Annotated in this window: 24 protein-coding genes; 8 read left to right on the top strand and 16 right to left on the bottom strand. The window is 71.2% G+C overall.

Annotated elements, in window-relative coordinates:
* Positions 1-22: 22 nt before the first annotated feature.
* The 10 genes from egtD to ACQPXM_RS30195 all read right to left on the bottom strand — a co-directional run bounded on the left by egtD (position 23) and on the right by ACQPXM_RS30195 (position 9,859).
* Positions 23-988, bottom strand: coding sequence for an L-histidine N(alpha)-methyltransferase (gene egtD, locus ACQPXM_RS30150; protein ID WP_432939771.1), 966 nt, complete (start codon positions 986-988; stop codon positions 23-25).
* A complete protein-coding gene (locus ACQPXM_RS30155) occupies positions 985-1,551 on the bottom strand; it encodes a class II glutamine amidotransferase (RefSeq protein ID WP_432939772.1) in 567 nt (188 codons plus the stop codon). Before ACQPXM_RS30155 ends, egtD begins: the two co-directional genes overlap by 4 nt.
* 464 nt (positions 1,552-2,015) lie before the next feature.
* Positions 2,016-3,350, bottom strand: a complete 1,335-nt coding sequence (egtB, locus tag ACQPXM_RS30160) for an ergothioneine biosynthesis protein EgtB (RefSeq protein WP_432939775.1) — start codon at positions 3,348-3,350, stop codon at positions 2,016-2,018.
* A complete protein-coding gene (locus ACQPXM_RS30165; protein WP_432939776.1) occupies positions 3,347-4,573 on the bottom strand; it encodes a glutamate-cysteine ligase family protein in 1,227 nt (408 codons plus the stop codon). Before ACQPXM_RS30165 ends, egtB begins: the two co-directional genes overlap by 4 nt.
* 145 nt (positions 4,574-4,718) lie before the next feature.
* Positions 4,719-5,651 (bottom strand): TIGR03619 family F420-dependent LLM class oxidoreductase, encoded by a 933-nt coding sequence (locus ACQPXM_RS30170; protein WP_432939778.1) that lies wholly within the window; start codon positions 5,649-5,651, stop codon positions 4,719-4,721.
* A gap of 82 nt (positions 5,652-5,733) precedes the next feature.
* The gene (locus ACQPXM_RS30175) at positions 5,734-6,357 is read right to left on the bottom strand and encodes a TetR/AcrR family transcriptional regulator (protein WP_432939780.1); all 624 of its coding nucleotides are present in this window, start codon (positions 6,355-6,357) and stop codon (positions 5,734-5,736) included.
* Between the two features lie 24 nt (positions 6,358-6,381).
* Positions 6,382-7,050, bottom strand: a complete 669-nt coding sequence (locus tag ACQPXM_RS30180) for a (2Fe-2S)-binding protein (RefSeq protein WP_432939782.1) — start codon at positions 7,048-7,050, stop codon at positions 6,382-6,384.
* The gene (locus tag ACQPXM_RS30185; protein WP_432939784.1) at positions 7,047-7,823 is read right to left on the bottom strand and encodes an ABC transporter ATP-binding protein; all 777 of its coding nucleotides are present in this window, start codon (positions 7,821-7,823) and stop codon (positions 7,047-7,049) included. The genes ACQPXM_RS30180 and ACQPXM_RS30185 overlap by 4 nt, the downstream gene beginning before the upstream one ends.
* 3 nt (positions 7,824-7,826) lie before the next feature.
* On the bottom strand, positions 7,827-8,879 hold the full coding sequence (locus ACQPXM_RS30190) for a FecCD family ABC transporter permease (RefSeq protein ID WP_432939786.1): 1,053 nt from the start codon (positions 8,877-8,879) through the stop codon (positions 7,827-7,829).
* Positions 8,876-9,859, bottom strand: a complete 984-nt coding sequence (locus ACQPXM_RS30195) for a FecCD family ABC transporter permease (RefSeq protein WP_432939788.1) — start codon at positions 9,857-9,859, stop codon at positions 8,876-8,878. Before ACQPXM_RS30195 ends, ACQPXM_RS30190 begins: the two co-directional genes overlap by 4 nt.
* A 104-nt stretch (positions 9,860-9,963) precedes the next feature.
* Here ACQPXM_RS30195 and ACQPXM_RS30200 point away from each other — a divergent pair, with 104 nt between their 5' ends.
* Positions 9,964-10,932: an ABC transporter substrate-binding protein gene (locus tag ACQPXM_RS30200; RefSeq protein WP_432951119.1), complete on the top strand. Its 969-nt coding sequence runs from the start codon at positions 9,964-9,966 to the stop codon at positions 10,930-10,932.
* Positions 10,933-10,983: 51 nt separating this feature from the next.
* Positions 10,984-11,646, top strand: coding sequence for a hypothetical protein (locus tag ACQPXM_RS30205; protein WP_432939790.1), 663 nt, complete (start codon positions 10,984-10,986; stop codon positions 11,644-11,646).
* Positions 11,647-11,653: 7 nt separating this feature from the next.
* Here ACQPXM_RS30205 and ACQPXM_RS30210 read toward each other — a convergent pair whose 3' ends face one another.
* Genes ACQPXM_RS30210 through folP form a run of 3 tightly spaced genes read right to left on the bottom strand, consistent with a single transcriptional unit; the run spans position 11,654 to position 13,966 of the window.
* Positions 11,654-12,331, bottom strand: coding sequence for a class III extradiol dioxygenase subunit B-like domain-containing protein (locus ACQPXM_RS30210; protein WP_432939792.1), 678 nt, complete (start codon positions 12,329-12,331; stop codon positions 11,654-11,656).
* A gap of 1 nt (position 12,332) precedes the next feature.
* Positions 12,333-13,091 (bottom strand): pyrimidine reductase family protein, encoded by a 759-nt coding sequence (locus ACQPXM_RS30215; RefSeq protein WP_432939794.1) that lies wholly within the window; start codon positions 13,089-13,091, stop codon positions 12,333-12,335.
* Entirely contained in the window at positions 13,091-13,966 is an 876-nt protein-coding gene (gene folP / locus ACQPXM_RS30220; protein WP_432951121.1) for a dihydropteroate synthase, read from the bottom strand. The genes ACQPXM_RS30215 and folP overlap by 1 nt, the downstream gene beginning before the upstream one ends.
* A gap of 140 nt (positions 13,967-14,106) precedes the next feature.
* Between folP and ACQPXM_RS30225 the strand changes: the two genes are divergently transcribed.
* From ACQPXM_RS30225 to ACQPXM_RS30235, 3 genes are read left to right on the top strand one after another with little or no spacing between them, the layout of a single operon-like run.
* Positions 14,107-15,423: an L-fuconate dehydratase gene (locus ACQPXM_RS30225; RefSeq protein ID WP_432939796.1), complete on the top strand. Its 1,317-nt coding sequence runs from the start codon at positions 14,107-14,109 to the stop codon at positions 15,421-15,423.
* Complete coding sequence (locus tag ACQPXM_RS30230; RefSeq protein ID WP_432939799.1) at positions 15,420-16,172, top strand: SDR family NAD(P)-dependent oxidoreductase; 753 nt, start codon at positions 15,420-15,422, stop codon at positions 16,170-16,172. The genes ACQPXM_RS30225 and ACQPXM_RS30230 overlap by 4 nt, the downstream gene beginning before the upstream one ends.
* Before the next feature lie 50 nt (positions 16,173-16,222).
* A complete protein-coding gene (locus ACQPXM_RS30235) occupies positions 16,223-17,188 on the top strand; it encodes an aldo/keto reductase (RefSeq protein WP_432939801.1) in 966 nt (321 codons plus the stop codon).
* Here ACQPXM_RS30235 and ACQPXM_RS30240 read toward each other — a convergent pair.
* Positions 17,181-18,422, bottom strand: coding sequence for a neutral zinc metallopeptidase (locus tag ACQPXM_RS30240; RefSeq protein WP_432939803.1), 1,242 nt, complete (start codon positions 18,420-18,422; stop codon positions 17,181-17,183). The genes ACQPXM_RS30235 and ACQPXM_RS30240 overlap by 8 nt on opposite strands.
* Positions 18,423-18,521: 99 nt before the next feature.
* Here ACQPXM_RS30240 and ACQPXM_RS30245 point away from each other — a divergent pair, with 99 nt between their 5' ends.
* The 3 genes from ACQPXM_RS30245 (at position 18,522) to ACQPXM_RS30255 (ending at position 20,193) form a co-directional block, all read left to right on the top strand.
* Complete coding sequence (locus ACQPXM_RS30245; protein WP_432939805.1) at positions 18,522-19,373, top strand: phosphotransferase family protein; 852 nt, start codon at positions 18,522-18,524, stop codon at positions 19,371-19,373.
* 57 nt (positions 19,374-19,430) lie between these two features.
* A complete protein-coding gene (locus tag ACQPXM_RS30250; protein ID WP_432939808.1) occupies positions 19,431-19,820 on the top strand; it encodes a PPOX class F420-dependent oxidoreductase in 390 nt (129 codons plus the stop codon).
* 232 nt (positions 19,821-20,052) lie between these two features.
* The gene (locus ACQPXM_RS30255) at positions 20,053-20,193 is read left to right on the top strand and encodes a hypothetical protein (RefSeq protein WP_432939810.1); all 141 of its coding nucleotides are present in this window, start codon (positions 20,053-20,055) and stop codon (positions 20,191-20,193) included.
* Between the two features lie 262 nt (positions 20,194-20,455).
* Here the strand turns inward: ACQPXM_RS30255 and ACQPXM_RS30260 are convergent, their stop codons facing one another.
* Positions 20,456-22,036 carry an ABC-F family ATP-binding cassette domain-containing protein gene (locus ACQPXM_RS30260; protein WP_432939812.1) on the bottom strand — a complete coding sequence of 527 codons (1,581 nt, stop codon included), beginning with the start codon at positions 22,034-22,036 and terminating at the stop codon, positions 20,456-20,458.
* A 244-nt stretch (positions 22,037-22,280) separates the two neighbouring features.
* A complete protein-coding gene (locus ACQPXM_RS30265) occupies positions 22,281-22,952 on the bottom strand; it encodes a FadR/GntR family transcriptional regulator (protein WP_432939814.1) in 672 nt (223 codons plus the stop codon).
* Between the last annotated feature and the right edge of the window lie 223 nt (positions 22,953-23,175).

Raw genomic sequence — 23,175 nt, forward strand, 5'->3', positions numbered from 1 at the left:
CTTCGTGATCTTCGGACGTTGCTCAGACGGCTTGCCAGAGGGACAGGGCGAAGCGGTCTTCGGAGTCGGTCCACCAGGCGCCGGGGGTGAAGCCGGCTTTGCCGAGTTCGGCTTCGACGCCGTAGCGGTGGAACTTGGCGGAGATCTCGGTGCTCAGCTCCTCGCCTTCGGCGAAGTCGACCTCGAGGCGGATCTCCGGGATCAGCACGCGCATCGCGCGGTCGGCGCGCAGGTGCATCTCGATCCACTCGTTCTCGGCGTCCCAGACCGCCACGTGGCTGAACGCCTCGACGTCGAAGTCCGCGCCGAGCTGGCGGTTGAGCACGCGCAGCACGTTGCGGTTGAACTCCGCCGTGACGCCCGCGCTGTCGTCGTACGCCGCGACGAGGGTGGCCGGGTTCTTCACCAGGTCGGTGCCGAGCAGCAGCCACTCGCCTGGTTCTAGGACGTCGCGGACCGAGGTGTAGAAGGTCTCTCGCTCGATCGGCAGCAGGTTGCCGATCGTGCCACCGAGGAACGCGACGACGCGGGGTGCCTCGCCGGGCAGCTTGTCGAGGTGGGCGGTGAAGTCGCCGACCACGCCGTGCACGGTCAGCTGCGGGTAGTCGGCGTTGATTGCCGCGGCTGCCTCACGCAGCGCGGTCTCGGAGACGTCGAGCGGTACGAACGTGCTGAGCGTGCCGTGGTCGCGCAGGCCGTCGAGCAGCAGGCGGGTCTTCTCCGAGGAACCGGAGCCGAGCTCGACCAGCGTGTGCGCGCCGGTCAGCTGGGCGATCTCGGCGGCGCGCGCGTGCAGGATCTCGCGCTCGGCACGGGTCGGGTAGTACTCGGGCAGGCGGGTGATCTGTTCGAAGAGTTCGCTGCCGCGGGCGTCGTAGAACCACTTCGGCGCCAGCCACTTCGGGTCCGCGGTCAGTCCGGCCCGGACGTCCTCCTTCAGGGCGCGGGAGGTGTAGTCCGGGGTCAGATGAACGTCGATCAGGGTCACTGTCGTCCTTCCATCAAAGGGGTGGTGGCGCAGGAGTACCGGGTCGCGGTGAGCAGGGTGTGGTCGGGCATTTCGTGCCAGTCGGGGTCGTCGGGGGTCCAGGGCTCGGAGCTGACCGTCAGGGAGTCGTCGGTCTGGCGCATCCACAGCGAGTGCGTCCAGGTGGTCGCCACCAGTTGCTCGCCGTCGGTCAGCAACACGTTCAACCGGGATTCTGGTGCGGCGGCGCCCACTTCCCGTACGACGTCCGCCACTGCTTCTGCCGCGGGTTTGCCGTCGTCGAGTTTTTGGACAATCAATGCCCAGAGCAACGCGGAGTCGACCGGCGCGTCCATCGTCATCAGGTCGGTGACGGGCAACGTCTCGGCCAGCTTCGCCACCGACGCGGGCCAGCCGCTGATCCTCCCGTTGTGGCTGAAGAACCACCGCCCGTGCTGGAACGGCGCCGCCGCGGACTCCATCAAGGGCATCCCGACGGTCCCGTTGCGCACGGCGGCGATCACCGCGCCGGACCGGATGGAGCGGGCGAGGCCAGGCAAGTTCTCGTCAGCCCAGATCGGCACGCTGCGCCGATACCGCACGGGCTCCCCGCGCCGTCCGCCCCCTTCGGGGCCGGACGGTGCGGTGGTGGAGAGAGGGGCGCTCGCCCCCGAACCGGAGTGGGCTCTGCCCGCCGACGAACGAGCCGCGGCCGCTCCCGGCTCGGCGGAGGCCGAGGCGTCACCCCGCGCTTCGTCGCCCATCGCTGGCCGGGAGCCTGCCGCGCCCAGCCCGACAGATGCGGAGGCAGCACCCCGCGCTTCGCCGCCTAGCGGTAGCGGCGCTCCCGGCGCGCCGTTCGACGCTGAGGCATCGGCGGAAGGCGGCTCCTCGGCGTACCAGCCGATGCCGAAGCCGTCGGCGTTCACCGCGCCGCCGCCTCGCATGTCAGCGGGCGCCCAGCTCTGTCGGTAGAGCGAGTGCGGCGGATCGAGGATGAGCGACGCCAGGGAGACCGGCGGGCCCAGGTATGCCAGGTGGCGGCACACTAGATGCGCTCCTCGGGGCGTGGGTCGCGGGCGCAGCGGAAGCCGGCGAAGATTTGGCGGCGGATCGGGTAGTCCCAGTTGCGGAACGTGCTGCGGGCGACGACCTCGTCGGTGCCGAAGGAGCCGCCGCGCAGGATCTTGTAGTCGGGGCCGAAGAACACCAGCGAGTACTCGTCGTACGGGAAGGCCCGGAAGCCCGGGTACGGCGTGAAGTCGCTCGACGTCCACTCCCAGACGTCGCCGATCAGCTGCTCGACGCCGAGCGGCGACGCACCCGCGGGATACGCGCCGACCGGCGCCGGGCCGAGGTGACGCTGGCCGAGGTTCGCGTGCTGCGGGCCGGGGCTCTCGTCGCCCCACGGGAACCGCCGGGTCCGCCCGGTCGCCGGGTCGAAGCGGGCGGCGAACTCCCACTCCTCCTCGGTCGGCAGCCGCTTGCCCGCCCACTTCGCGTACGCCTCGGCCTCGTAGAAGCAGACGTGCATCACCGGCTCGTCCAGCGGCAGCGGCTCGCGATGGCCGAAGCGGGTCCGCATCCAGTTGCCGTCGGCAACTTCCCAGAAGCGCGGCGCGACCAGCGAGGCCTTCTTCACGTGCGCCCAGCCCGCCTCCGACCACCACCGCTCGTCCTCGTAGCCCCCACCCAGCACGAACTTCAGGTAGTCCCCGTTGCTCACCGGCGCCGCGTCGATCACGTACGGCGCCACGCGCACCGCGTGCGCGGGCCGCTCGTTGTCCAGCGCCCACGGCTCGACCGACGTCCCCATCTCGAAGACCCCGCCCGGCACGAACACCTCGGCCGCGGCCAGCCGCCGCCCGGCCGGCGGAGCGGGCGCGTCCAGCACCGGGACCCCGGTCCGCAGCTGATGCGTCGCGAGCATCGTCTCGTCGTGCTGCTGCTCGTGCTGCACGATCATGCCGAAGGCGAACCCGTTGTCGACCAGCTCGCGGCCACCGTCGAACTTCACGTGGTCGAGCACGTCGAGCACCTTGTCCCGCACCTCGACCACGTACGACCGGGTCTCGGCCGGCCCGAGCAGCGGCAGGGACGGCCGATCGGCCCGGGCGTGCATGAACGCGTCGTACAGCTCGTCGATGTCCTGCCGGACCGGCTCGCGGCCGCCGACGTCACGGACCAGCCAGAGCTCTTCCTGGTTGCCGATGTGGGCGTAGTCCCAGACCAGCGGGGACATCAGCCGGGAGTGCTGGCGGACCAGGTCGTCGGTGTCGACCGCGTCGGTCAGCTGGACGGTCCGGGCCCGGGAACGCTCGAGCTGTCCGGCGACGAAGGACCGGAGTCCCTCCGCGGTCAGGTCGGACAGTTGGTGGGTCATGATGCTCGCCTTCTGTGGGTGTCGTCGACGATGCAGTGCAGCCGGGTTGCGACCTGCTCTGTGAGTTCTGCGGGTACGCCGGTCCGGTCCAGCACGCTGGTCCCCAGCGCGACCAGCTCGCGCGCGGCTTCGAGCACGAGCTTGTCGTCCAGCCCGTCCCGCGCGGCCGGGAACCAGCGGCCGGCCGCCGGAGCGGCTGCCGCCAGCGCCTGGTCGGTGACGGCCGGATCCGACATCAGCGCGATCAGCAGCAGCGTCGGCGCGATCCAGCCGTCCCCCTGCTGGGCGTCCAGGTAGCGGACCTCCAGGTATCCCCGGGGCCGGACCGGTGGGAACAGGGTGGACAGGTGGTAGTCGAGGTCGTCGTACGTCGGTCTGTCGCCGGGCAGGGCGCCCTCGGCCCAGGCACCGAAGGTCAGACCGGATGGTGCCCGCCACGAGTCGCCGCGGCGAAGGCAGAGCACCGGCGCCTCCATCGCCGTCCGGGCCCAGGCCGCGGCCGGGTCCCCGTCGTACGGCGGGGGCTCGGTGAACGGCGCGCAGGTGCCGAAGGTCGCTTCGGTCCGGGCCGATGCCCAGCCGGTGTCCGCGCCAGTGCGGTGACGGGAGTTGGCGAACAGGCCGACCAGAGCCGGGCCGATGTCGTGCAGCGCACGCCATCGCAGAGCGGTCTGATCAGCTTCGCCGGCGTCGAGACAAACCTGGAGTCCGGCCGTACTGCACATCATCCGCGGGCCGTGGGGACCGAGCTGCTGGAAGGCGTGCTCCATCGCTGCGTAGCGGGGAACAGTCAGGATGCGGCGCGGTGGCCGGAAGGCGTCCAGGCCGTGGTCGCCAGGCGCGAGGCCCGCGGCGGTCAGCAGGGCGGTGAGCTCCGCCGCGTCGGCGGCGGTGTCCTCGATCAGCCCGGGCACGGAGGCCGAGGCGGGGCCGGAGATCTCCACCTGGCCACCCGGCTCCACCGTGACCAGTGCACCCCGGCCGAGCGGCAGCTGCGGGCTGTCCGGGACCAGGGTGGCGGGCGCGTGCGCGCCCAGGGCCTTGCTCAGTTGTCCGGCGTCGAGCGGCCGGTGCGGATCGTCCGCATGGTGCACCGTCCACTCCAGCTCGACACCGTGCAGCCGAGGAGGGCCGTGCTTGAAACACACCATCGCGACGTAACCCTCCGCCTCGGCCCGGGAGCCGATCGGAGTCGTCGCCGGGGTCGAACCTGGCTCCGTCACGTCTGCGAACCTAGCTCCGGCCACCGCACCGGACAACCGATATCGCGTTACGTCTGGCTGACGCCGAGCGGGTCTGCGGGAAGAAATTCATGCCGTCCAGCGTGCCTGGCGGCACCGACAGTTTTCGCCCGGCGGCCAGTTCTGGTCAGCTCGCCGCGGCCCGGAACGCGGCGTGGAACTGCCCGAGCAGCTCGCCGTACTGCTCGATGCCGGCCGCGATCGTGTGCAGCGTGAAGACCGCCTCGTCGACTCCCACCGCGGCGAGCTCGGCGACGTCGTCCATGATCTGCTCGATGCTGCCCTGGTACGGCGCGCGCTCGGCGCTGTCCACCCGGACGAACTCGCCGCCGAGCGCGACGATCGCGGTGCACCGCACCGATTCCGGGTCCCGGCCGTACTGCTCGGCCTTCTTACGCAGGTCGGTCAGCGTCGCGCCGACCTGGGCCGGCGGCACCATCACCGGCAACCAGCCGTCCGCGCGCCGGGCGACCCGGTCGAGCGCCTTCGGACCCCAGCCACCGAGGTAGACCGGGATCCTGGCGGCCGGCTTCGGCCCGGTCTCGGCGGGCCAGAGGGTGTAGCGCTCGTTCTCGAACGAGGCCGGATCCGGTCCCCAGACCGCGTCGGCGACGTCGAGGAACTCGTCCAGCGCGGCTCCCCGCTCGGCCATCGGCCGCGGCGCCGCGGCGGCGAACTCGTCGACCGACCACCCCGTCCCCAGACCGGCCACCACGCGCCCGCCACTGGCCGCGCCGATCGCCGCCAGCGAGTTCGCCAGCCGGTACGGCACGTGCAGCGGCGGCAGGATGACCGCGCTGCCGAGCGTGACCCGGGTGGTCACCGCCGCGGCCATCGACAGGGCGACGATCGGGTCGAGCACCTTGCGATAGACGTCCGGCCAGGCGCCGTCGCCGTACTCGGTCAAGCGGTGGATCCCGGTCTGGTCCTGCGGGTAGAGCAGCCGTTCGGACACCCAGACGCTGTCGTAGCCGGTCTGCTCGGCCTCCCGGGCGGCGCGGGTCAGGTCGGTGCGCGGGTCGAACTTCCAGTTCTGCGGCAGCATCACGCCGAGCTTCATCGAGTCTCCTGTTGACCAGTAGTCATTGATTGACAGTCAACGAGAAGCGTACGCCGAATCCTGGCCGGGCCCAACCGCAAGATCAGAGCTGCTCGAGCGCTTCGGCCACGTCGAGCGACGGGTCCAGCTCCCGCGCACCGCGAACCGCTCCGGACAGCAGCGCACAGAACGCCTCGACCATCGCGTCGACGGTGAACGGCCGGCCCTGCCGCAGCCACCCGGCGGTCAACCCCTCGGTGGCATCCGCGAACGATCCGAGCGCGGCGGCAACAGCGGGGTGGTCCCGGTCGAGTCCGAGAAGCCCGGCCAGCATGTGCAGTCCGTGCTCCCGCTGGGTGACGAAGGCGGCGTCCCGCCCGGCGGCCAGAACCAGGTTCAGCGCCGTGTCCGGGTGCTCGGCGACGAAGGTCAGGAACGCGCGGAAGCGCTGTCGCACCTGGTCGCGGACAGCCACCGCCACCGGACCGTCCTCGGCGGCGCGGATCTGCTGGTAGACCGCGTCCACCGCCGCGGAGTACGCGCCCTGCTTGCCCTGGAAGTGGTGCGACACCAGGCCGTGCGCGACGCCTGCGGCCTTGGCGATGCCGCCGACCGTCACCTCGCCGTACGGGCGCTGCGAGAACTCAGCCACCGCGGCAGCGAGCAGCTTCTGCCGCGTCTGCTCCGCGGCGGCCTGGCGGGCTGTCAGCGGTCTGTCGGGTGACACGGACCGCAGGCTACTCCCACCGCGTCAGGCCTTGGTCGCAACTCTCGGGCAGGTGCTGCAGGGGTTGGTGTTGGGCAGTGCGTAGACGAAGCAGCAGGAGGTGCGCAGCTTCTGGTCGAGGTCGAGCTTGAACGCCTGCGCCGCTTCGACGGCGTACAGAGCCTCTTCGGGCGTCTGGACCGCTGCCCGCAGCTCGTCGGTGATCGCACCGATCCGCTGGCGCGAGCTGAGCTTCACGCCGGGCCGGTAGCTGTCGGTGAACGCCCTGGTGTGGCTCTCGACCTGCTGTGCCGCCTCGACGGTCGTGACGACCTTCGGGGAGAGCAGGGCGACCTCCACCGGGTAGTGCGCCGTCGGATGGCGCCGGAACGCCAGGGCGTCCGGTGACACGTCCGGCGAGAACCCGGTCAGCGCGGTGGACAGACCGGCCACGATCGACGGCACCGAGACGTACCACATCAGCACGAACATCGCGGCCACCTGCACCGGCGGCTGGATCCCGTACTCCAGCGCGTACTGGTCCTGCAGTACCTTGCGCCACCCGTACGTCGGGTCGGCGCCGCCCAGCTGGTCCTGCAGGAGCGTGCCGCAGTGGATCCACTCCGGTCCGGGCACCCGGTCCGCGGCCCGGACCGACAACCACTCCAGCTCTCCGTCGAGCAGGTCCGCGAGGCGGCTCGCGGTGTAGGTCATACCGCCAGCGTACGGTCGGGGACGACGACCGGCGCCCCGCCGACCTCGACCACGGTGGCCCGCAGACCGAACACGTCGGCCAGCAGCTTCTCGTCGAGGATGTCGGCCGGCCGGCCCTGCGCGGCGATCTTGCCCTCCCCCATCACGACCAGGTGGTCGGCGTACTGGGCGGCCAGGGTCAGGTCGTGCAGCACGGTGATCACGGTCCGGCCGGAGGTGTGCGCCGCCGCGTGCACGACGTTCATCACGTCGACCGCGTGGGCCAGGTCGAGGTAGGTGGTCGGCTCGTCGAGCAGCAGGTGCGGCGTGCCCTGGGCCAGGACCATGGCGATCCACACCCGCTGCCGCTGGCCGCCGGACAGCTGGTCGACCGGACGGTCCCGCAGCTCGGCGAGCTCCACCGCGTCCAGCGCGTCATCGATCGCCTGCTGGTCCTCCGGGGTGAGCCGGGCGAACATGCCGCGGTGCGGATGCCGGCCACGCGACACGAGCTCGGCCGCGGTGATCCCCTCCGGAGTCACCGGCCCCTGCGGCAGTACGCCGAGCTGGCGGGCCAGCTGACGAGCCGGCAACTGGTGGATGTCCTTGCCGTCGAGCAGGACGCGGCCGCTGCTCGGTTTGAGCAGCCTGCTCATCCCCCGCAGCAGCGTGGACTTGCCGGAGCCGTTCGGCCCGACCACCGCGGTCATCCGGCCCGCCGGGACTTCCAGACTGAGCCCGGTCACGACCGGGTCGTCGGCGGCGTACCCCAAGGTGATGTTCTCGACGTACACGGTTCAGCGCCCCTTCTGCTGACGGCCGATGAGCTGGATCAGGTACGGCGCTCCGAACGCGGCGGTGACCACACCGACCGGCAGCTCGTACGGCCCGACCTGCAAGAGTTCCAGACCGTTGCGGGCGATCAGGTCGGCCAGCGTGACGAACAGCGCGCCGAGCATCGCCGTGGTCATCAGCGGCGGCCGATCCGTCCGGGCCAGGCGCTGGGCGATCTGCGGCGCGACCAGCGCCACGAACGCGATCGGACCGGCGCCCGCGGTCGCCATCGCGGCCAGGACGGTCGCGACCACCAGCAGCGTGATCCGCACCCGGGAGACCCGCACACCGAGCGACGACGCCACGTCGTCGCCGAGCACGAGTGCCTCCAGACTGCGGTTGAAGGTCAGGGCGATCGGCAGCAGCACGAGTACCGCGAGGCCGACCGGAACCGCGTCGCTCCAGGTCCTCGCATTGAGCGAGCCCGCCAGCCAAGCTGCGGCCCGCCCTGCGTTCGTGACGTCACCGATCACCAGCAGCCAGGCCACCAGGGAGTTGCCGGCCGCTGCGACACCGACGCCGATCAGCACCACCCGGCCGGCGTCGACGACACCACGCTGGATCGACAACATCCCCACGATCGCCGTGGCCAGCAGACCGCCCAGCACGGCAGCCAGCGGGACACCGACCTTGGCCGCGGCACCGGAGATGTTGCCGCCACCAGTACCGGCCAGGACGATCACTGCGACGGCCGCGGCCGAGGCGCCCGAGTTGACCCCGACGATGTCCGGGCTGGCCAGCGCATTGCGGGACAGGGTCTGCAGCAGCGCGCCGGACACGGCGAACGCGATTCCGACGAGCAGACCGGTCGCAACGCGAGGCATGCGCAGTTCCAGGACGACCAGCCGCGTCGCGCGCCGGCCACCGCCGAGCAGGACCTCGACGACGTCGGCCAGCGGGAGTCGCGTCGTACCGACGCTCAGGGAGATCAGCGCGGCTGCGACAGCCAGGGCAGCGAAGGCTGCTGCCAGGACTACCGTGCGCGGCTTGAGCGTGGTGGTCGTCGCGGTGCTCACAGGGCCACCGCCCGGCGCCGGACGACCAGGACGAACAGCGGCGCTCCCACCAGACCCAGTACGACGCCCGCCTGCACCTCGCCGGCTCCGCCAACCAGTCGGCCCACCAGGTCGGCGAGGATCAGCGCAGCCGCACCCGTGAGACCGGCCGCGGGGATGAGCCAGATGTTGCGGCCGCCGAAGACCCTGCGGGCCACGTGACCGGCCAGGAGACCGAGGAAGCCGATCGGTCCGCACGCGGCGACACCGGCGGCGGTCAGCAGGCCGATCGCGAGCAGCCCGACGAAGCGCGCTCGCCGGATCGACAGGCCGAGCCCGGCCGCCACGTCGTCACCGAGCGCGAGCAGGTCCAGGTCACGCGCGTTGATCACCGCCAGGAGCAGACCGACCACCGCGAACGGCAGCACCTGCAGTGCGACGTCCAGCCCGCGCCCGGCGACCGAACCGACCGCCCAGAACCTGTACGAGTCCAGCGTGTCCGCGTCGAGCAGGACGATGGCCGACGTGAAGGCACCGAGCAGGGCGGCCACCGCTGCTCCGGTCAGAGCCAGGCCCACCGGAGTCGCTCCACTCCCCCGCGTCGCGAGCCGCTGGACGCCGAAGGTTGCGATCAGCGCACCGACCAGCGCGAACCAGACCGTGGACCGGATCGACTCGACCACACCGAGCTGAAGTCCCAGTACGACGGCCAGCGCCGCCCCGGAGCTCACTCCGAAGATGCCCGGCTCGGCGAGCGCGTTGCGGGTGTGTCCCTGCATCAGGGCGCCGGCGACTCCCAGGCAGGAGCCGATCAGCACCGCGACGACCGTGCGCGGAAAGCGCAGGTCGCGGACGATCACGTCCGCGTCGGAGCCGGACGGCTCGAACAGCGCCTTCACCACCGCGTCGGCACCGAGCCAGCGCGAACCCAGCGCCAGACTCGCGCCGAAAACGAGGACGACGAGCACCAGCAACAACAGCAGCGCCAGCGGCCGCGACATCCGAACCCTCACCATGGTGGACCGATCTTAGGTGAGGACAGCCTTACCTGGGTCGGGTAGGGTTCCGCTCGACTGTGCCGACGAAGTGGGGAGTGGCTGTGAGGATGCGCCGACTGGGTGCTGTGGTGACGGTGGTGGCGCTCGCGCTGACCGGGTGCGGGTCGTCCGGTGAGGACGACGCGGGCGCGACGAGCGACGCCGGGGCGGGCTTCCCGCGCACCGTCGACCACGCGATGGGCAAGACCGAGATCCCCAGCAAGCCCCAGCGGGTGGTCGCGCTCGACGCCAGCTTCGTCGACGCGACGCTGATCCTGGACACCCCGGTCGTCGGCTACACCGACTACCGCACGATCAACGGCGAACTGCCCGAGTACCTGGGCGAGGACCGGACGACGTACGGCAAGGACTCGCAGTCGGTCGGCACGCTGGCCGAGCCGAACCTGGAGAAGATCGCCGCGCTCGACCCGGACCTGATCATCTCGGCCAAGGTGCGGCACGAGAAGCTCTACGAGCAGCTGTCCGCGATCGCGCCGACGGTGATGTCGGAGACCACCGGCCCGACCTGGAAGGACAACATCCGGCTGGCCGGCAAGGCGCTCGGCCAGGAGGAGCTCGCCGAGACCGAGCTCACGGCGTACCAGAACGCGGCCAAGACCGTCGGCGACGCGATCAACGCCAAGGCGAACAACCCGACCATCTCGGTGGTCCGGTTCGTCGACGGGCCGACCCGGCTGTACCAGAACGCGAGCTTCTCCGGCATCGTGCTCAAGGACGCCGGGCTGCGCCGGCCGAAGTCGCAGGACGTGAACGACTTCGCCGCCGAGATCAGCGCCGAGCGGATCAAGGACGCCGACGCGGACGCGATCTTCGTGGCCACCTACGCCGACGATAAGGGGCTGAGCGCCAAGACCGCGGAGCAGTTCAAGGCCAACCCGCTGTGGAAGCCGCTGGCCCCGAAGGTGCACGAGGTCCCGGACATGACCTGGATGACCGCCGTCGGCCTGCAGGGCGCCTGGGTGATCCTCACCGACCTGGCCAAGACCTTCGAGGTACCGGCGCCGGTCAAGAGCTGACCCCGGTGACCTTCGCGGGGGCGGCGCCGGGCGAGGGCTAACCTCGGTCGGGTGACGAAGCTGGAACGTTGGCATGTGGGGCCCTGGACGACGTCCGGTACGGCGGCCGGGGCGCCGCTGGAGCCGGGCCGGCGCCGGACTCCTGACGAGCTGAACTTCGACGTCGTCGGGCTGGCCCGGATCCTCGGTCGCCGGCTCGACGGGCGCGCGGAGCTCCAGGTCCGCCTCTGGCAGAACGAGCTCCGCCCGACCCACACCCGGCTGGTCGGCGTGCACACGCTCGCCGATCCGGAGAACTCCGAGCTGCTGCGCCAGAGCGCCGAGGAAGCCTTCGCGTGGCTCAGCGCGCTGGCCCCGGCCGGCTACGAGTTCGTACTGACCGACGCCGTTCGGCTCCAGCCGAAGCTCGACCTGACCGCCGAGGTCGTCGCGGTCGACGCGGTCGTCCAGCTCGCCGCCGACCGCGGCGACGCCTTCCCCGCGGACCGCCTCGCCACCTCGCACGTCCGCCGTTCCAGCACCGGCGACTGGTACGCCGGCGACGCGGTGTGCAACTGGTCCGGCCCGTATCCCACCGCCGACGAAGCAGTCGCCGCAGTCAGAGCCGCCCGGGCCGAACTCGCCGAGCAGCTGAGGGCCGGCGGCCACGAAGACCTCGCCACCACCGAACCCCGCTGGGCCCCGGTCCCCGTGGAGCAGGCGCCGACCGCCTAGCCGCCCGTCAGGTCCACGTAGCGACGAAGTAGCCGACGCCGTACGGGGCTGCGTGGTAGAGCAGCTCGCCAGTCAGGCCGGTGGTGGCGGCGAGGACTTGCCAGGGGGCGCGGCCGGCGGCGTGCAGCTCGGTCGCGAGGTCCGGGTCGAGCGCGGCCAGGGTGGTCGCGTCCGCGAGCGCCAGGGCGGCGGCGACGGTGTGGTCGAAGATCTCGGCGCGTGGGTGGAGATGGACGGGCGAGTGCTCACTGCGGCGTGCCGAGCCGTCACCCATCACCAGCAGACCGACCCGGTCGTTGCCCTGGGCAATTTCCTGACCGAGGGCAAAGCACTGCGCCGGGGACTCGTCCGGCGCGACCGACAGATACGTCCGCGGCACAGCGGCCGCCTTGGACTGCTCCAGCAGCCAGCCGCCGACAGCCAGCGACAACGGCAGCACGGGATCACCGGCGCCGAAGCGGACCCCCGGAGCGCCGTACGGCGCGAAGCTCCCGCCCGCGGACGCGTCGTACTGGCCCCGTGAAGGTCCCGACCCGACGACCACCAGCCGGTCCGCGTCGGCCAAGCGGTCGATCGCGGTGAGGCAGGCGGCGCGGAGGTCGTCCAACTCGGGAGCAGCGCCGCTGGCGACCTCGGGGACCAACAACGGCGGGTGCGGACAGACGGCAGCGGCCACGACGGACATCTCAGGCCTCCACTCCGGCACCGTCCGAGCGCAGGTAGCGGAAGAAGAGGAACCCGTCGTCGCCTGCCAGGACCGAGCGCAAGACGTACGACCTCGTGCCCGTCGCCGTCGGGCCCGCGGTGATCCGGCCCGAACCCGGTCCGGCCAGGATCGGCGCGATCGACAGGCACATCTCGTCGATCAGGTCGGCCTCGGTCAGCGCGCCCTGCAGATGCGGCCCGCCCTCGGTCAGGATCTGCGGCAAGCCGCGCTCGACCAGCGTGTTCACGACCGCGTGCAGATCGACCCCGGCCTGACCGCACACCACCACGTCGGCCACCGCCTCCAGCGCCGACCGCGCCTCGACCGGCGACGCCGGATGGGTGAAGACGATCGGCCGGACCGGCGCCTCGGCCAGGAACGGCGCCTTCGGGTCCAGGTCGAGCCGCGACGACACGATCGCGAGCGTCGGGTTCTCCGCCAGGCCGTGCTCGACCCGCCAGGCCCGGCGCGCGGCGGTGAGCCGCAGCGGCCGGTAGCCCTCGATCCGGACCGTGCCCGCGCCGACCAGCACGACGTCGCTGAGCATCCGCAGCTTGCCGAAGACCTCCTGGTCCGAGGGCCCCGACAGCGCCTTCGACTTCCCGTCGATCTCCACCGCGCCGTCGAGGCTGGTGACGAAGTTGCTGCGCAGGTGCGGCATCGCCCGGTCCTCGACCTGGTACGCCGCGATCACCTCCGCCTCGGTGAGGTCGGACAACCCCAGGATCGGACGCTGCATCAGGCCAAGCTCCTTCGGGTTCCGGCGGGTTCCTCGGCACCGCGCAGTACGGCGATCAGGTCGAGCGCCTGACGAGCGGCCGGTACGTCGTGCACCCGGAACAACCGGGCCCCCAACCAGGCCGACACGCTCAGCGCGGCCAACGTACCGTTCCCGCGCTGCCCCGGCGGCAGGTCCAGCGTCTCGCCGATGAAGTCCTTGTTCGACACCGCGACCAAGACAGGCCAGCCGGTCGCGACCAGCTCGTCCAGCCGGCGAGTCAGCTCGAGCGACTGCAGCGTGTTCTTGCCGAAGTCGTGCGTCGGGTCGATCACGATCGCGTCCCGCCGGACGCCGGCGGCGACCGCCTTCTCGGCCAGCGCGGTCGTCGTCCGGATCACGTCGGCGACCACATCGTCGTACGCCATCCGGTGCGGGTCGGTACGCGGCGTGAGCCCGCCGACGTGGCTGCAGACCAGTCCGGCGCCGGTTTCGGCCGCGGCGGCCGCCATCTCCGGGTCGGCGCCGGCCCAGGTGTCGTTGATCAGGTCCGCGCCGGCCGCGCCGACCTGGCGCGCGACCCCGCTGCGATAGGTGTCGACGCTGATCACCAGGTCGGGATGCCGGGCCCTGATCCCCGCGACGAAGTCGACGGTCCGGCGCAGCTCCTCGACCTCGCTGACGGGTTCGCCGTACCCGGCCTTGACCCCGCCGATGTCGACCAGGTCGGCGCCGTCCTCGACCGCCCGCGCGATCGCGTCGTAGGCCTTGTCGGTCGCGTACGTCGCGCCCCGGTCGTAGAAGGAGTCCGGCGTCCGGTTCACGATCGCCATCAGCGCGAACTGCCCCGGCCCGAACTCGCGCCGGCCCAGCCGCAGCACGCCTTGTCCGGTCAGCTCGTCCGCCACGACGCCGACTCTAGTCGGTCGCCCACAGCGGGCTCGGCAAACCCGTGACGAGTGAGCCACATATCCTATAGGATCTCTGACAAGCAGCATCACTGCGTTCCGCCTCCGCACCACAGAACGGGTCCTCCATGCCGCGCTTCACCGAGTTCGAGACGTACGACGTCCGCTTCCCCACGTCGCGGGACCTGGACGGCTCCGACGCGATGAACACCGATCCGGACTACTCCGCGGCGTATCTGATCGTGCGCACCGACGCCGGCGACGGCCTGGAGGGCCACGGCTTCGCGTTCACCATCGGCCGCGGCAACGACGTGCAGACCGCCGCGATCGAGGCGCTGCGCGACCACGTCGTCGGCCTCGACGTCGAGGCGACGCTGGCCGACCTCGGCGGTTTCTGGAAGTCGCTCGTGCACGACTCGCAGCTGCGCTGGCTGGGCCCGGAGAAGGGCGTCATGCACATGGCGATCGGCGCGGTCGTCAACGCGGTCTGGGACCTGGCCGCCAAGCGGGCCGGCGTCCCGCTGTGGAAGCTGCTCGCGGACCTGACGCCGGAGCAGATCGTCGACCTGGTCGACTTCCGCTACCTGACCGACGCGCTGACCCGCGAGGAGGCGCTGGAGATCCTGCGCAAGGCCGAACCGGGTCGCGCCGACCGCGAGCAGCAACTGCGCGAGCGGGGCTACCCGGCGTACACGACGACGCCCGGCTGGCTCGGGTACGACGACGAGAAGCTGGTCCGGCTGTGCCGCGAGGCGGTCGCCGACGGCTTCACCCAGATCAAACTGAAGGTCGGCGCGAACCTCGACGACGACGTGCGCCGGATGCGCCTGGCCCGCGAGGCGGTCGGCCCGGACATCCGGATCGCGATCGACGCCAACCAGCGCTGGGACGTCGCCGACGCGATCAGCTGGATCAAGGCGCTGGCGCCGTACGACGTGTGGTGGGTCGAGGAGCCGACCAGCCCGGACGACATCCTCGGGCACGCCGCGATCGCGCGCGGGATCGCGCCGATCCGGGTCGCCACCGGTGAGCACGTGCAGAACCGGGTGGTGTTCAAGCAGTTGCTGCAGGCCGGCGCGCTGGAGTTCGTGCAGCTCGACTCCGCCCGGGTCGCCGGCGTGAACGAGAACGTCGCGATCCTGCTGCTGGCCGCGAAGTTCGGCGTACCGGTGTGCCCGCACGCCGGTGGGGTCGGGCTGTGCGAGCTGGTCCAGCACCTGTCGATGTTCGACCTGGTGGCGGTCAGTGGTAGTACGGACCAACGGGTGATCGAGTACGTCGACCACCTGCACGAGCACTTTCTCGACCCGGTGGTGATCGACGCGGGACACTACGTCGCGCCGGTGCGGCCGGGATTCGGGGCGGAGATGTCCGCGGACACACTGCGCGACTTCCGCTTTCCCGAGGGCAAGGTCTGGACCGAATCGAAGGAGCAGCCGAAGTGACGGATTTCGCCGGCCTGAAGGCCGTGGTGACCGGTGGCGCGTCGGGCATCGGCCTCGCCGCGGCCCAGCAGTTGGCCGCGCGCGGTGCCGAGGTGGTCGTGTTCGACCTGAAGCCGGACGTGCCCGCGCCGCTGACCGGCATCGCGGCCGACGTCACCGACGACCGGTCCGTGCGCGACGCGGTCGCCGCCGCGGCGTTGCGCCTGGGCGGGATCGACGTGCTGGTGAACAACGCCGGAATCGGGGCCCAGGGCAACGTCACGGTCAACGACGACGAGGAGTGGCACCGGGTCCTGGACGTGAACGTGGTCGGAATCGCCCGGGTGACGCGCGCGGTGCTGCCGTACCTGCGGCGGTCCTCGGCGGCGGCGATCGTCAACACCTGTTCGATCGCGGCGACGGCCGGCCTGCCGAACCGGGCGGTCTACAGCGCGAGCAAGGGCGCCGTACTGGCGCTGACGATGGCGATGGCCGCCGACCACGTGCGCGAAGGCGTGCGGGTCAACTGCGTGAACCCCGGTACGGCGGACACGCCGTGGGTCGGGCGGCTGCTGGACGCGGCGGCCGATCCGGAGGCCGAGCGCGCGGCGCTGGAGGCCCGCCAGCCGATGGGCCGGCTGGTGTCGGCCGACGAGGTCGCCAACGCCATCGTCTACCTGGCCAGCCCGCTGTCCGGTTCCACCACCGGTACGGCACTCGCGGTCGACGGCGGCATGCAGAACCTCCGCCTCCCCGCGGCCCGGAACTGACCGCGTACTGTCTTGTTCGCTTCGTTCCTCGTCGGAAAGGTGACACCGTCGTGAAGATCTTCCCCACGGACCTGCGGATCGGGCTGGGCGGCGCTCCGCTGGCCGGCCTGTTCACGCCGATCACCGACGCCGACGCGATCGCGACGGTCGAGGCGGCCTGGGAAGAGGGCTGGCGGTTCTTCGACACCGCGCCGCACTACGGGCTCGGGCTGGCCGAGGAGCGTCTCGGCGCCGGGCTGGCCGGCAAGCCGCGCTCGGAGTACACGCTGTCCAGCAAGGTCGGGCGGATCATCTACGAGGCCGACACCGAGGCGCCCGACGACCAGGGCTTCGCGGTGACGACGAAGCGCCGGCGCCGCTGGGACTTCAGCCGCGACGGTGTGCTGCGCAGCATCGAGGACTCGCTGCGCCGGATCGGCACCGACCGGCTCGACGTCGTGTTCGTGCACGACCCCGACGACCACTACGAGGAGGCCGTCGCCACCGCGTTCCCGACGCTGATCGAGCTGCGCGACCAGGGCGTGATCGGCGCGATCGGCTCGGGCATGAACCAGAGCGCGATGCTGACCCGGTTCGTCCGCGAGGTCGACGTCGACGTGATCATGCTGGCCGGCCGCTACACGTTGATCGACCCGGACGGGCTGGACGACGTCCTGCCGGCCTGCGTCGAGAACGACACCCAGGTGATCGCCGTCGGCGTCTTCAACTCCGGCCTGATGGCGCAGCCGCGCCCGTCGTCCGACGCGACCTTCAACTACGCCCCGGCGGCCCAGCCGCTGATCGAGAAGGCCAACCAGCTGGCCGACGTCTGCGAGTCCCACGGCATCACGCTGCCGTCGGCCGCGCTCGCCTTTCCGCTGTTCCACCCCGCCGTCGCCGGCATCGCCGTCGGGTGCCGCTCCGCCGCCGAGGTCCACGCCAACGCCGCGCTGTTCCGCGTCGAGATCCCGGCGGCGTTCTGGACCGACCTCAAGTCCGCCGGGTTGCTGCGCGAGGACGCGCCGACGCTCAGCTGACCTGGGACGACGGGGCCGTGAACGTGTTGCACACGGCGAGGTTGGGACGGTCGAAGGCCCGGCGCGACCAGAAACCGTGGTTGCGGGGGCTTCCGTGGTCCCGGGGGTTCCCGGCCCGGTCGCCGGTGTTGTTGACGACGTACAGCCACTGGGTGCGCAGCGCTCCGCGGATCCCGTAGCTGTTCTTGTTCGCGCCGAGGAACAGGTTGCCGAAACAGGACGCCTGCAGTTCCTTGCGCCGGGCCGTCTCGAGTGCGGCCGCCTTCGTCGGAGCGTTGTAGCTCAGCCGCCGGGACGCGCGCAGGATCCCGGTCATCTCCTGCAGGGCGTGCCCGTACTCGTGGGCCGCCGCGTGCGAGGCCACCGCACGGCTGAATGTCTGCGACTGGCGCCAGTACTGGATGTCCAGGTCGGACTTCATGTACATCGTGTGGTTCATCGGGCAGTAGAAGGCCAGCGCGTCGAGCGCGGTTCCGCAGGGCGAGGTGCCGTTGGTGGCGATCGTCAGCAGCCCCGGCGAGCGGAACCGATGACCCGCCGCGGTCACCTGCCGGCGCCACGCTCGGTCCATGCACGCCTTGAGCGACCGGTAGTACGCCGTGGAGTTGGCCTGGTTGCCGAGCCCGGCCCTCGACTCCCGGCATCCGACCGAGGGCTGCGTGCCGACGCGGTAGAGCTTGTTCCCGGAGGCGATCTGCCAGGGCGTCAGCACCGGCGCGGGCTTGGGCGACGGCCTGGTGGTCGGCGGCCGCGTCGTCGCAGGACGGGTCGCCGGCGGCGCGGTGGTTGCCGTCGGCACGGATGCCGTAGGGGTGTCGATGAAGGTCGGCTCGGTGCTCGGCTGGGCCACCGGCGGGGTGGCGGTCGAGTCGTCCCCGCCGGCAGCGAAGCCGAATCCGACGACGACAGCGGCCAGTACGGCGAGCCCGCCGACTACGGCGAGCAGCACCAGCGCCCCTCCGCGCTTCTTGACCGGCTGCGTCGGGAGTGGGCCCCAGCCGAATCCCTGCTGGCCTGGGCCGTAGGGCGGTGCGGCGTACTGGGTGGGCGGCGGGGCGTAGTACCCGGGCGGCGGCGCGTTGTATTGGGGACCAGGTTGCGGGGCGCCGTAGTACGGGCCGGACTGCTGCGGGTACTGACCGGACGGCGGACCCTGGGGTGGCGGGTATTGGCCGGGAGGCGGACCCTGGTGAGGCGGGTACTGACCGGGAGGCCCCCACTGCTGGTCGGACAAACTCGGCTCCTCGACGGCTACGCCGGCTCGAACAACCGGTCGGCGTACAGCCTAGGAACGAAAGGGTCCAGCCTGGTCTCACCCGCTACCGTCGGGTCCGTGGACATCGAACAATTGGTCGGCATCGGGTTGCCGGGCTATGTCGTGCGTAGTGCCGAACGTCTCGGCGCGGGATTGGACAACGTCGCGTACGAGGTCAACGGCGAGCTGGTCGTGCGGATCGCGCAGGAGGCCGGCACGGTGGTGCGGGAGGCCGCGCTGCTGGCGGAGGTCGGGCGGGTGAGTCCGCTGCCGGTTCCCGAACCGGTGTTCGTGCTCGGCGAGCACAACTGCCTGGCGTACCGGAAGGTGCCAGGGACTCCGTTGATCGACGTCCCGCTCGCCGAACGCGCGGCGTACGCCGTTGCCGTGGGCGCCGAACTCGGCATCCTGCTCGCCGCCCTGCACACGTCGGGTCTCGAGCGACGGACCGACCTGGTCGACGTCGACGACGCCCCGTTGACCGACTGGCTTGAGGAGGCGGCCGAGCAGTACGCGGACGTCGCCGAGACGTTGACGACCGGCCAGCAGCAGAGCGTGGAGAGCTTCCTCGACAGCCCGTTGCCGGAACCGGCCGACCGGCTGGTCTTTTCGCACAACGACCTCGGCATCGAGCACGTGCTCGTTGCTCCGGGCACCGGCAAGGTCACCGGCGTCATCGACTGGTCCGACGCCGCCGTCTGCGATCCGGCGCGGGACTTCGGGCTGATTCTTCGCGACCTGGGTCCGGCGGCGTTGGACGCGGCACTCGATCGGTGCCCCGACGACCTGCGCGACCGCGCCTGGTTCTACGCCCGCTGCTCGCTGCTCGAGGACCTGCACTACGGATTGGAAACCGGCCGGACGGCGTACGCCGAGAAGTCACTGGCGCGTCTGGAGCAGGTGTTCACCCGGACCTCCCGGCCGAGCTGATGCTCACCGGCTGACCGATTTGGCTTGCCCCCAGGGGCAGGGTTGCAGACTGCCGACATGGTTTTCACACACGCAGAACTCGACTATCTCGTGAGCCAGCGGATCGGCCGGCTGGCCACTGTTTCGCCGGCCGGCCAGGTGCAGAACAACCCAGTGGGATTCTTCGTCGACGCCGCCGCCGGGACGGTGACGATCGGAGGGCACGCACTCGGGGCGTCCAAGAAGTTCCGCAACATCCAGCGCGGCAGCACGGTGTCGTTGGTGGTGGACGACCTGGCGTCGGTGGAGCCATGGCTGGCGCGAGGCATCGAACTCCGCGGCACGGCCGAAGCGCTGACCAACCACGATCCCCCGCTCCCGTACTTCTCCCGCGAGGTCATCACGATCACCCCGACCACGATCGTCTCCTGGGGCCTGGACGGACCACGATCGAGCCGTCGGGTGTGAGCCGGGGTAACAAGCCGCCGAACCGGGTACCGCAGGTCCGCCGGCAGGTTCGCGGAGGGAGGCGGCGGGATGGCAGCGCGCAGACGGTACGCCGTGGCGGCGTCGAGTCAGTGGATCGACGAGGACGGGGCTCGCCTGCCCGGTGGCGAAGTGCATGCCTGGGAGCAGGGGCTGAACCAGACCGTGTGCGGTCTGCCGCTGCACCGGGCTCGGCTTCGCCGGTTTCGCGAACGTGGCCTGGGAGGACACGTTCGTGGAGACCGGCGGCGCGGCGGACGAGGTCCGTCGGCAGTGTCCGCGCTGCGCCGCCGTCGCGGGCAAGCGCGCCTCGGACCTCGGCCCGCGCTGGCGCCGGATCAACCCGCGGCCCTGACGGTGGCCGGTGGGGTCAGCACGTCGGCGTACGGTCTCGGCGAGGTCACCACGTCGGCGCGCGGTCTCAGCGAGGTCGCCTCATCGGCGTACGGTTTCAGCGAGCTCCCCGGTGGGTGTACCGCGGGTCCGGGCCCCGTCGCGGAACCCTGGGCCACGGCGTACGGCGGGTGTGGTTGGGGTCCGCGCGGAGGGACTCAGAGGTCCGGGGCGCCGTGGGGAAGGCGGTCGGGAGGCAGCGGAGGCGGCCTGCTCTTCGCATCTCAGAGGGGTCCGATCTCGGTGAGTTCGTTGTCGTCGATCGCCAGCCAGCGGGTGATGCCGATCTCCCGCAGGAACGGCAGGTCGTGGCTCGCGATCAGCAACGCCCCCTCGTACGACGCGAGCGCGTCGCGGAGCTGGGCGATGCTGGCCAGGTCGAGGTTGTTGGTCGGCTCGTCGAGCATCAGGAGTTGAGGCGGGGGTTCGGCGAGCAGGAGGGCGGCCAGGGTGGCCCGGAAGCGTTCGCCGCCGGACAACGTGCGGACCGGCTGATCGGCGGCCCGGCCGCGGAACAGGAAGCGAGCCAGGCGGGCTCTGCGGTCGTTGTTGTCGGTGCCGGGCGCGAGCTCGGCGAGGTTGTCGGCGATCGAGAGCTCGTCCTGGAGAAGATCCAGGCGCTGGGGCAACAACCGATAGGGGACCAAAGGCAACGACTGGCCGGTGATCGCGTGCAGCAACGTCGATTTGCCGGCGCCGTTCGGCCCGGTCAGCGCGATGCGTTCGGGCCCGCGGATCTCCAGGTCCGCGATCAGGCCGGTGCGGAGTTCCAGGTGCCGCAGCCGCAGCGCGACGCGGCCGTTGGGGATCGCGGTGGCCGGAAGATCCACCCGGATGTGGTCGTCGTCGTGGACCTTCTCCTCCGCCTCGGCCAGCGCGTCCTGGGCGGCCTCGAGCCGGTCGCTGTGCATGCCGAGGTGCTTGCCGGCCGACACCTGCGCCGACCGTTTCAGTGCCCCCGCGGCCATCTTCGGGATCCCCCCGGCCTCGAACGCCCGCTGCCCCGCGGCCCGGCGGCGGTCCATCTTCATCCGCGCCTCGATCAGCTCGCGCTTCTGCCGCCGGACGTCGGACTCGGCCGACCGCATCGTCCGCTCGGCCGCCTCCTGCTCGATCGCGACCGCCTCCTCGTACGCCGTCAGGTTGCCGCCGTACCAGGTGAGATCGCCCTTGCGCAGTTCGCCGATCTGGTCGACCCGGTCGAGCAACTCCCGATCGTGGCTGACGACGAGCAGCGCGCCCCGGAACGTGTCGACCGCGTCGTACAGCTTGCGCCGGGCGCGCAGATCGAGGTTGTTGGTCGGTTCGTCGAGCAGCAGGACGTCGGGACGCCGGAGCAGCTCGGTGGCCAGGCCGAGCAGGATCGTCTCGCCGCCGGACAGTTCGCCGACGGACCGGTCCAGCTCGATCGCGCCGAGCCCGAGCTTGCCGAGCAGCGCCTCGGCCCGCTCCTCGACGTCCCAGTCGTCGCCGACCACGGCGAAGTTCCGCTCGGAGGCGTCGCCCGACTCGATCGCGGTGATCGCCCGCCGGACCGCCGCGATGCCGAGCGCGGCGTCGACGCGCAGCGTCGTGTCGAGGGTCAGGTCCTGCGGCAGGTAACCGAGCTCGCCGCTGACCCGGATCGAGCCACGCTGCGGGGTCAACCGGCCGGCGATCAGCCGGAGCAGCGTCGACTTGCCGGTGCCGTTGCGGCCGACCAGTCCCGATCGGGCCGGCCCCGCGGCGAAGGAGAGCCCGTCGAACAGGACGTCACCGTCCGGCCAGGCGAAAAAGAGGTCGTTGCACGTCAAAGAGGCAGTCATCAGGGTGTACTCCGAGATCTCGAACGAGACCGCGCACCGAACGGTGGCGATCAACCGCTGCTGAAGAGAGACCTCAGTTCGACAACCCGCACCCCCTGACATCGGCGACAAGACACCGTCAAGGGTAGCCAGCCCGCGACAGCCAGGGCAACGAAATAACCGGGTGACACCGGCTCGCGTGCCGGTCCAGCCGCGGCCGAGGAGCCGGCGCCGCCGCGAACAGCGACGGCTCGGCGTACCGCGGTTACGGCGCCTTGCGGAGCCAGGACTCGACGCCGGCGATATGAGCTGTCATCCAGGCCCGAGCGGCCTCGGCGTCTCCTTGCTCGAGGGCGTCGAGGATCGCCGTGTGCTCAGCCAGAGTCCGTTCCACGGCACCGGCCTGGGTCACCCCGCGCCAGATCCGGGCCCGCTGGGTGGCGCCGGAAACCCCGTCGAGCAGGGAGCAGACGACCGCGTTGCCGGTCGCTTCGGCGATGCCGCGGTGGAAGCGCAGGTCGTTGGTGACCAGCTCGTCGACGTCCGCCCTCGGCGACAGGTCGCTGGTCAGCAGCCGGAGGTTGGCGAGCTGCTCGGCCGAGATCCGGGCCGCCGCGAGGGCCGCGACACCGGGCTCGAGCAGCCGGCGTACCTCGAAGAACTGCAGGACCGAGTCGTCGCGGTGCAGGTCGACCATGAAGCTGAGCGCGTCGAGCAGGTGCGCGGAGCTCAGGCTGGTCACGTACGTGCCGTCGCCGTGCCGGACGTCGAGCACGTTCACCAGCGTGAGCGCCTTCACCGCTTCGCGCAGCGAGTTGCGCGACAGCCCGAGCCTGGCCGCCAGGTCCGCCTCCTTGGGCAGCCGGTCGCCCGGGCCCAGCTCGCCGGAGGTGATCATCTCCTTGATCTTGACGATCGCCTCATCCGTCAACGCCATCGGATCAGTATGCCGCCGGTCCGTCCCGGCGCAGGGTCATCGACCGTGCCGACACCCGAGTTGTGACTCGGTGAGTCCGCCGGAGAGCCAATCGAGCAGAACTGGACTGATCCATTGCGTGAGCTTCACCACACTTTTGGCCACCCTGGGTGATCACAGCCGGCGAACGCACCGCTGCATACTGTGGGCACTCAGGCGTAGCGAGCACTCCGGAAAGGCCCTC

Origin of the sequence: Kribbella sp. CA-253562, assembly GCF_050942265.1 — a bacterium.
Lineage (GTDB): Bacteria > Actinomycetota > Actinomycetes > Propionibacteriales > Kribbellaceae > Kribbella.

Coding starts and splice junctions, on each gene's coding strand:
- ACQPXM_RS30265 (WP_432939814.1), bottom strand. CDS start 22,952: ATGGCGTTGACGGATGAGGCGATCGTCAAGATCAAGGAGATGATCACC.
- ACQPXM_RS30215 (WP_432939794.1), bottom strand. CDS start 13,091: ATGCAGCGTCCGATCCTGGGGTTGTCCGACCTCACCGAGGCGGAGGTG.
- ACQPXM_RS30200 (WP_432951119.1), top strand. CDS start 9,964: ATGCGCCGACTGGGTGCTGTGGTGACGGTGGTGGCGCTCGCGCTGACC.
- egtB (WP_432939775.1), bottom strand. CDS start 3,350: ATGACCCACCAACTGTCCGACCTGACCGCGGAGGGACTCCGGTCCTTC.
- ACQPXM_RS30180 (WP_432939782.1), bottom strand. CDS start 7,050: ATGACCTACACCGCGAGCCGCCTCGCGGACCTGCTCGACGGAGAGCTG.
- ACQPXM_RS30210 (WP_432939792.1), bottom strand. CDS start 12,331: ATGTCCGTCGTGGCCGCTGCCGTCTGTCCGCACCCGCCGTTGTTGGTC.
- ACQPXM_RS30225 (WP_432939796.1), top strand. CDS start 14,107: ATGCCGCGCTTCACCGAGTTCGAGACGTACGACGTCCGCTTCCCCACG.
- ACQPXM_RS30260 (WP_432939812.1), bottom strand. CDS start 22,036: ATGACTGCCTCTTTGACGTGCAACGACCTCTTTTTCGCCTGGCCGGAC.
- ACQPXM_RS30250 (WP_432939808.1), top strand. CDS start 19,431: ATGGTTTTCACACACGCAGAACTCGACTATCTCGTGAGCCAGCGGATC.
- ACQPXM_RS30170 (WP_432939778.1), bottom strand. CDS start 5,651: ATGAAGCTCGGCGTGATGCTGCCGCAGAACTGGAAGTTCGACCCGCGC.
- ACQPXM_RS30195 (WP_432939788.1), bottom strand. CDS start 9,859: ATGTCGCGGCCGCTGGCGCTGCTGTTGTTGCTGGTGCTCGTCGTCCTC.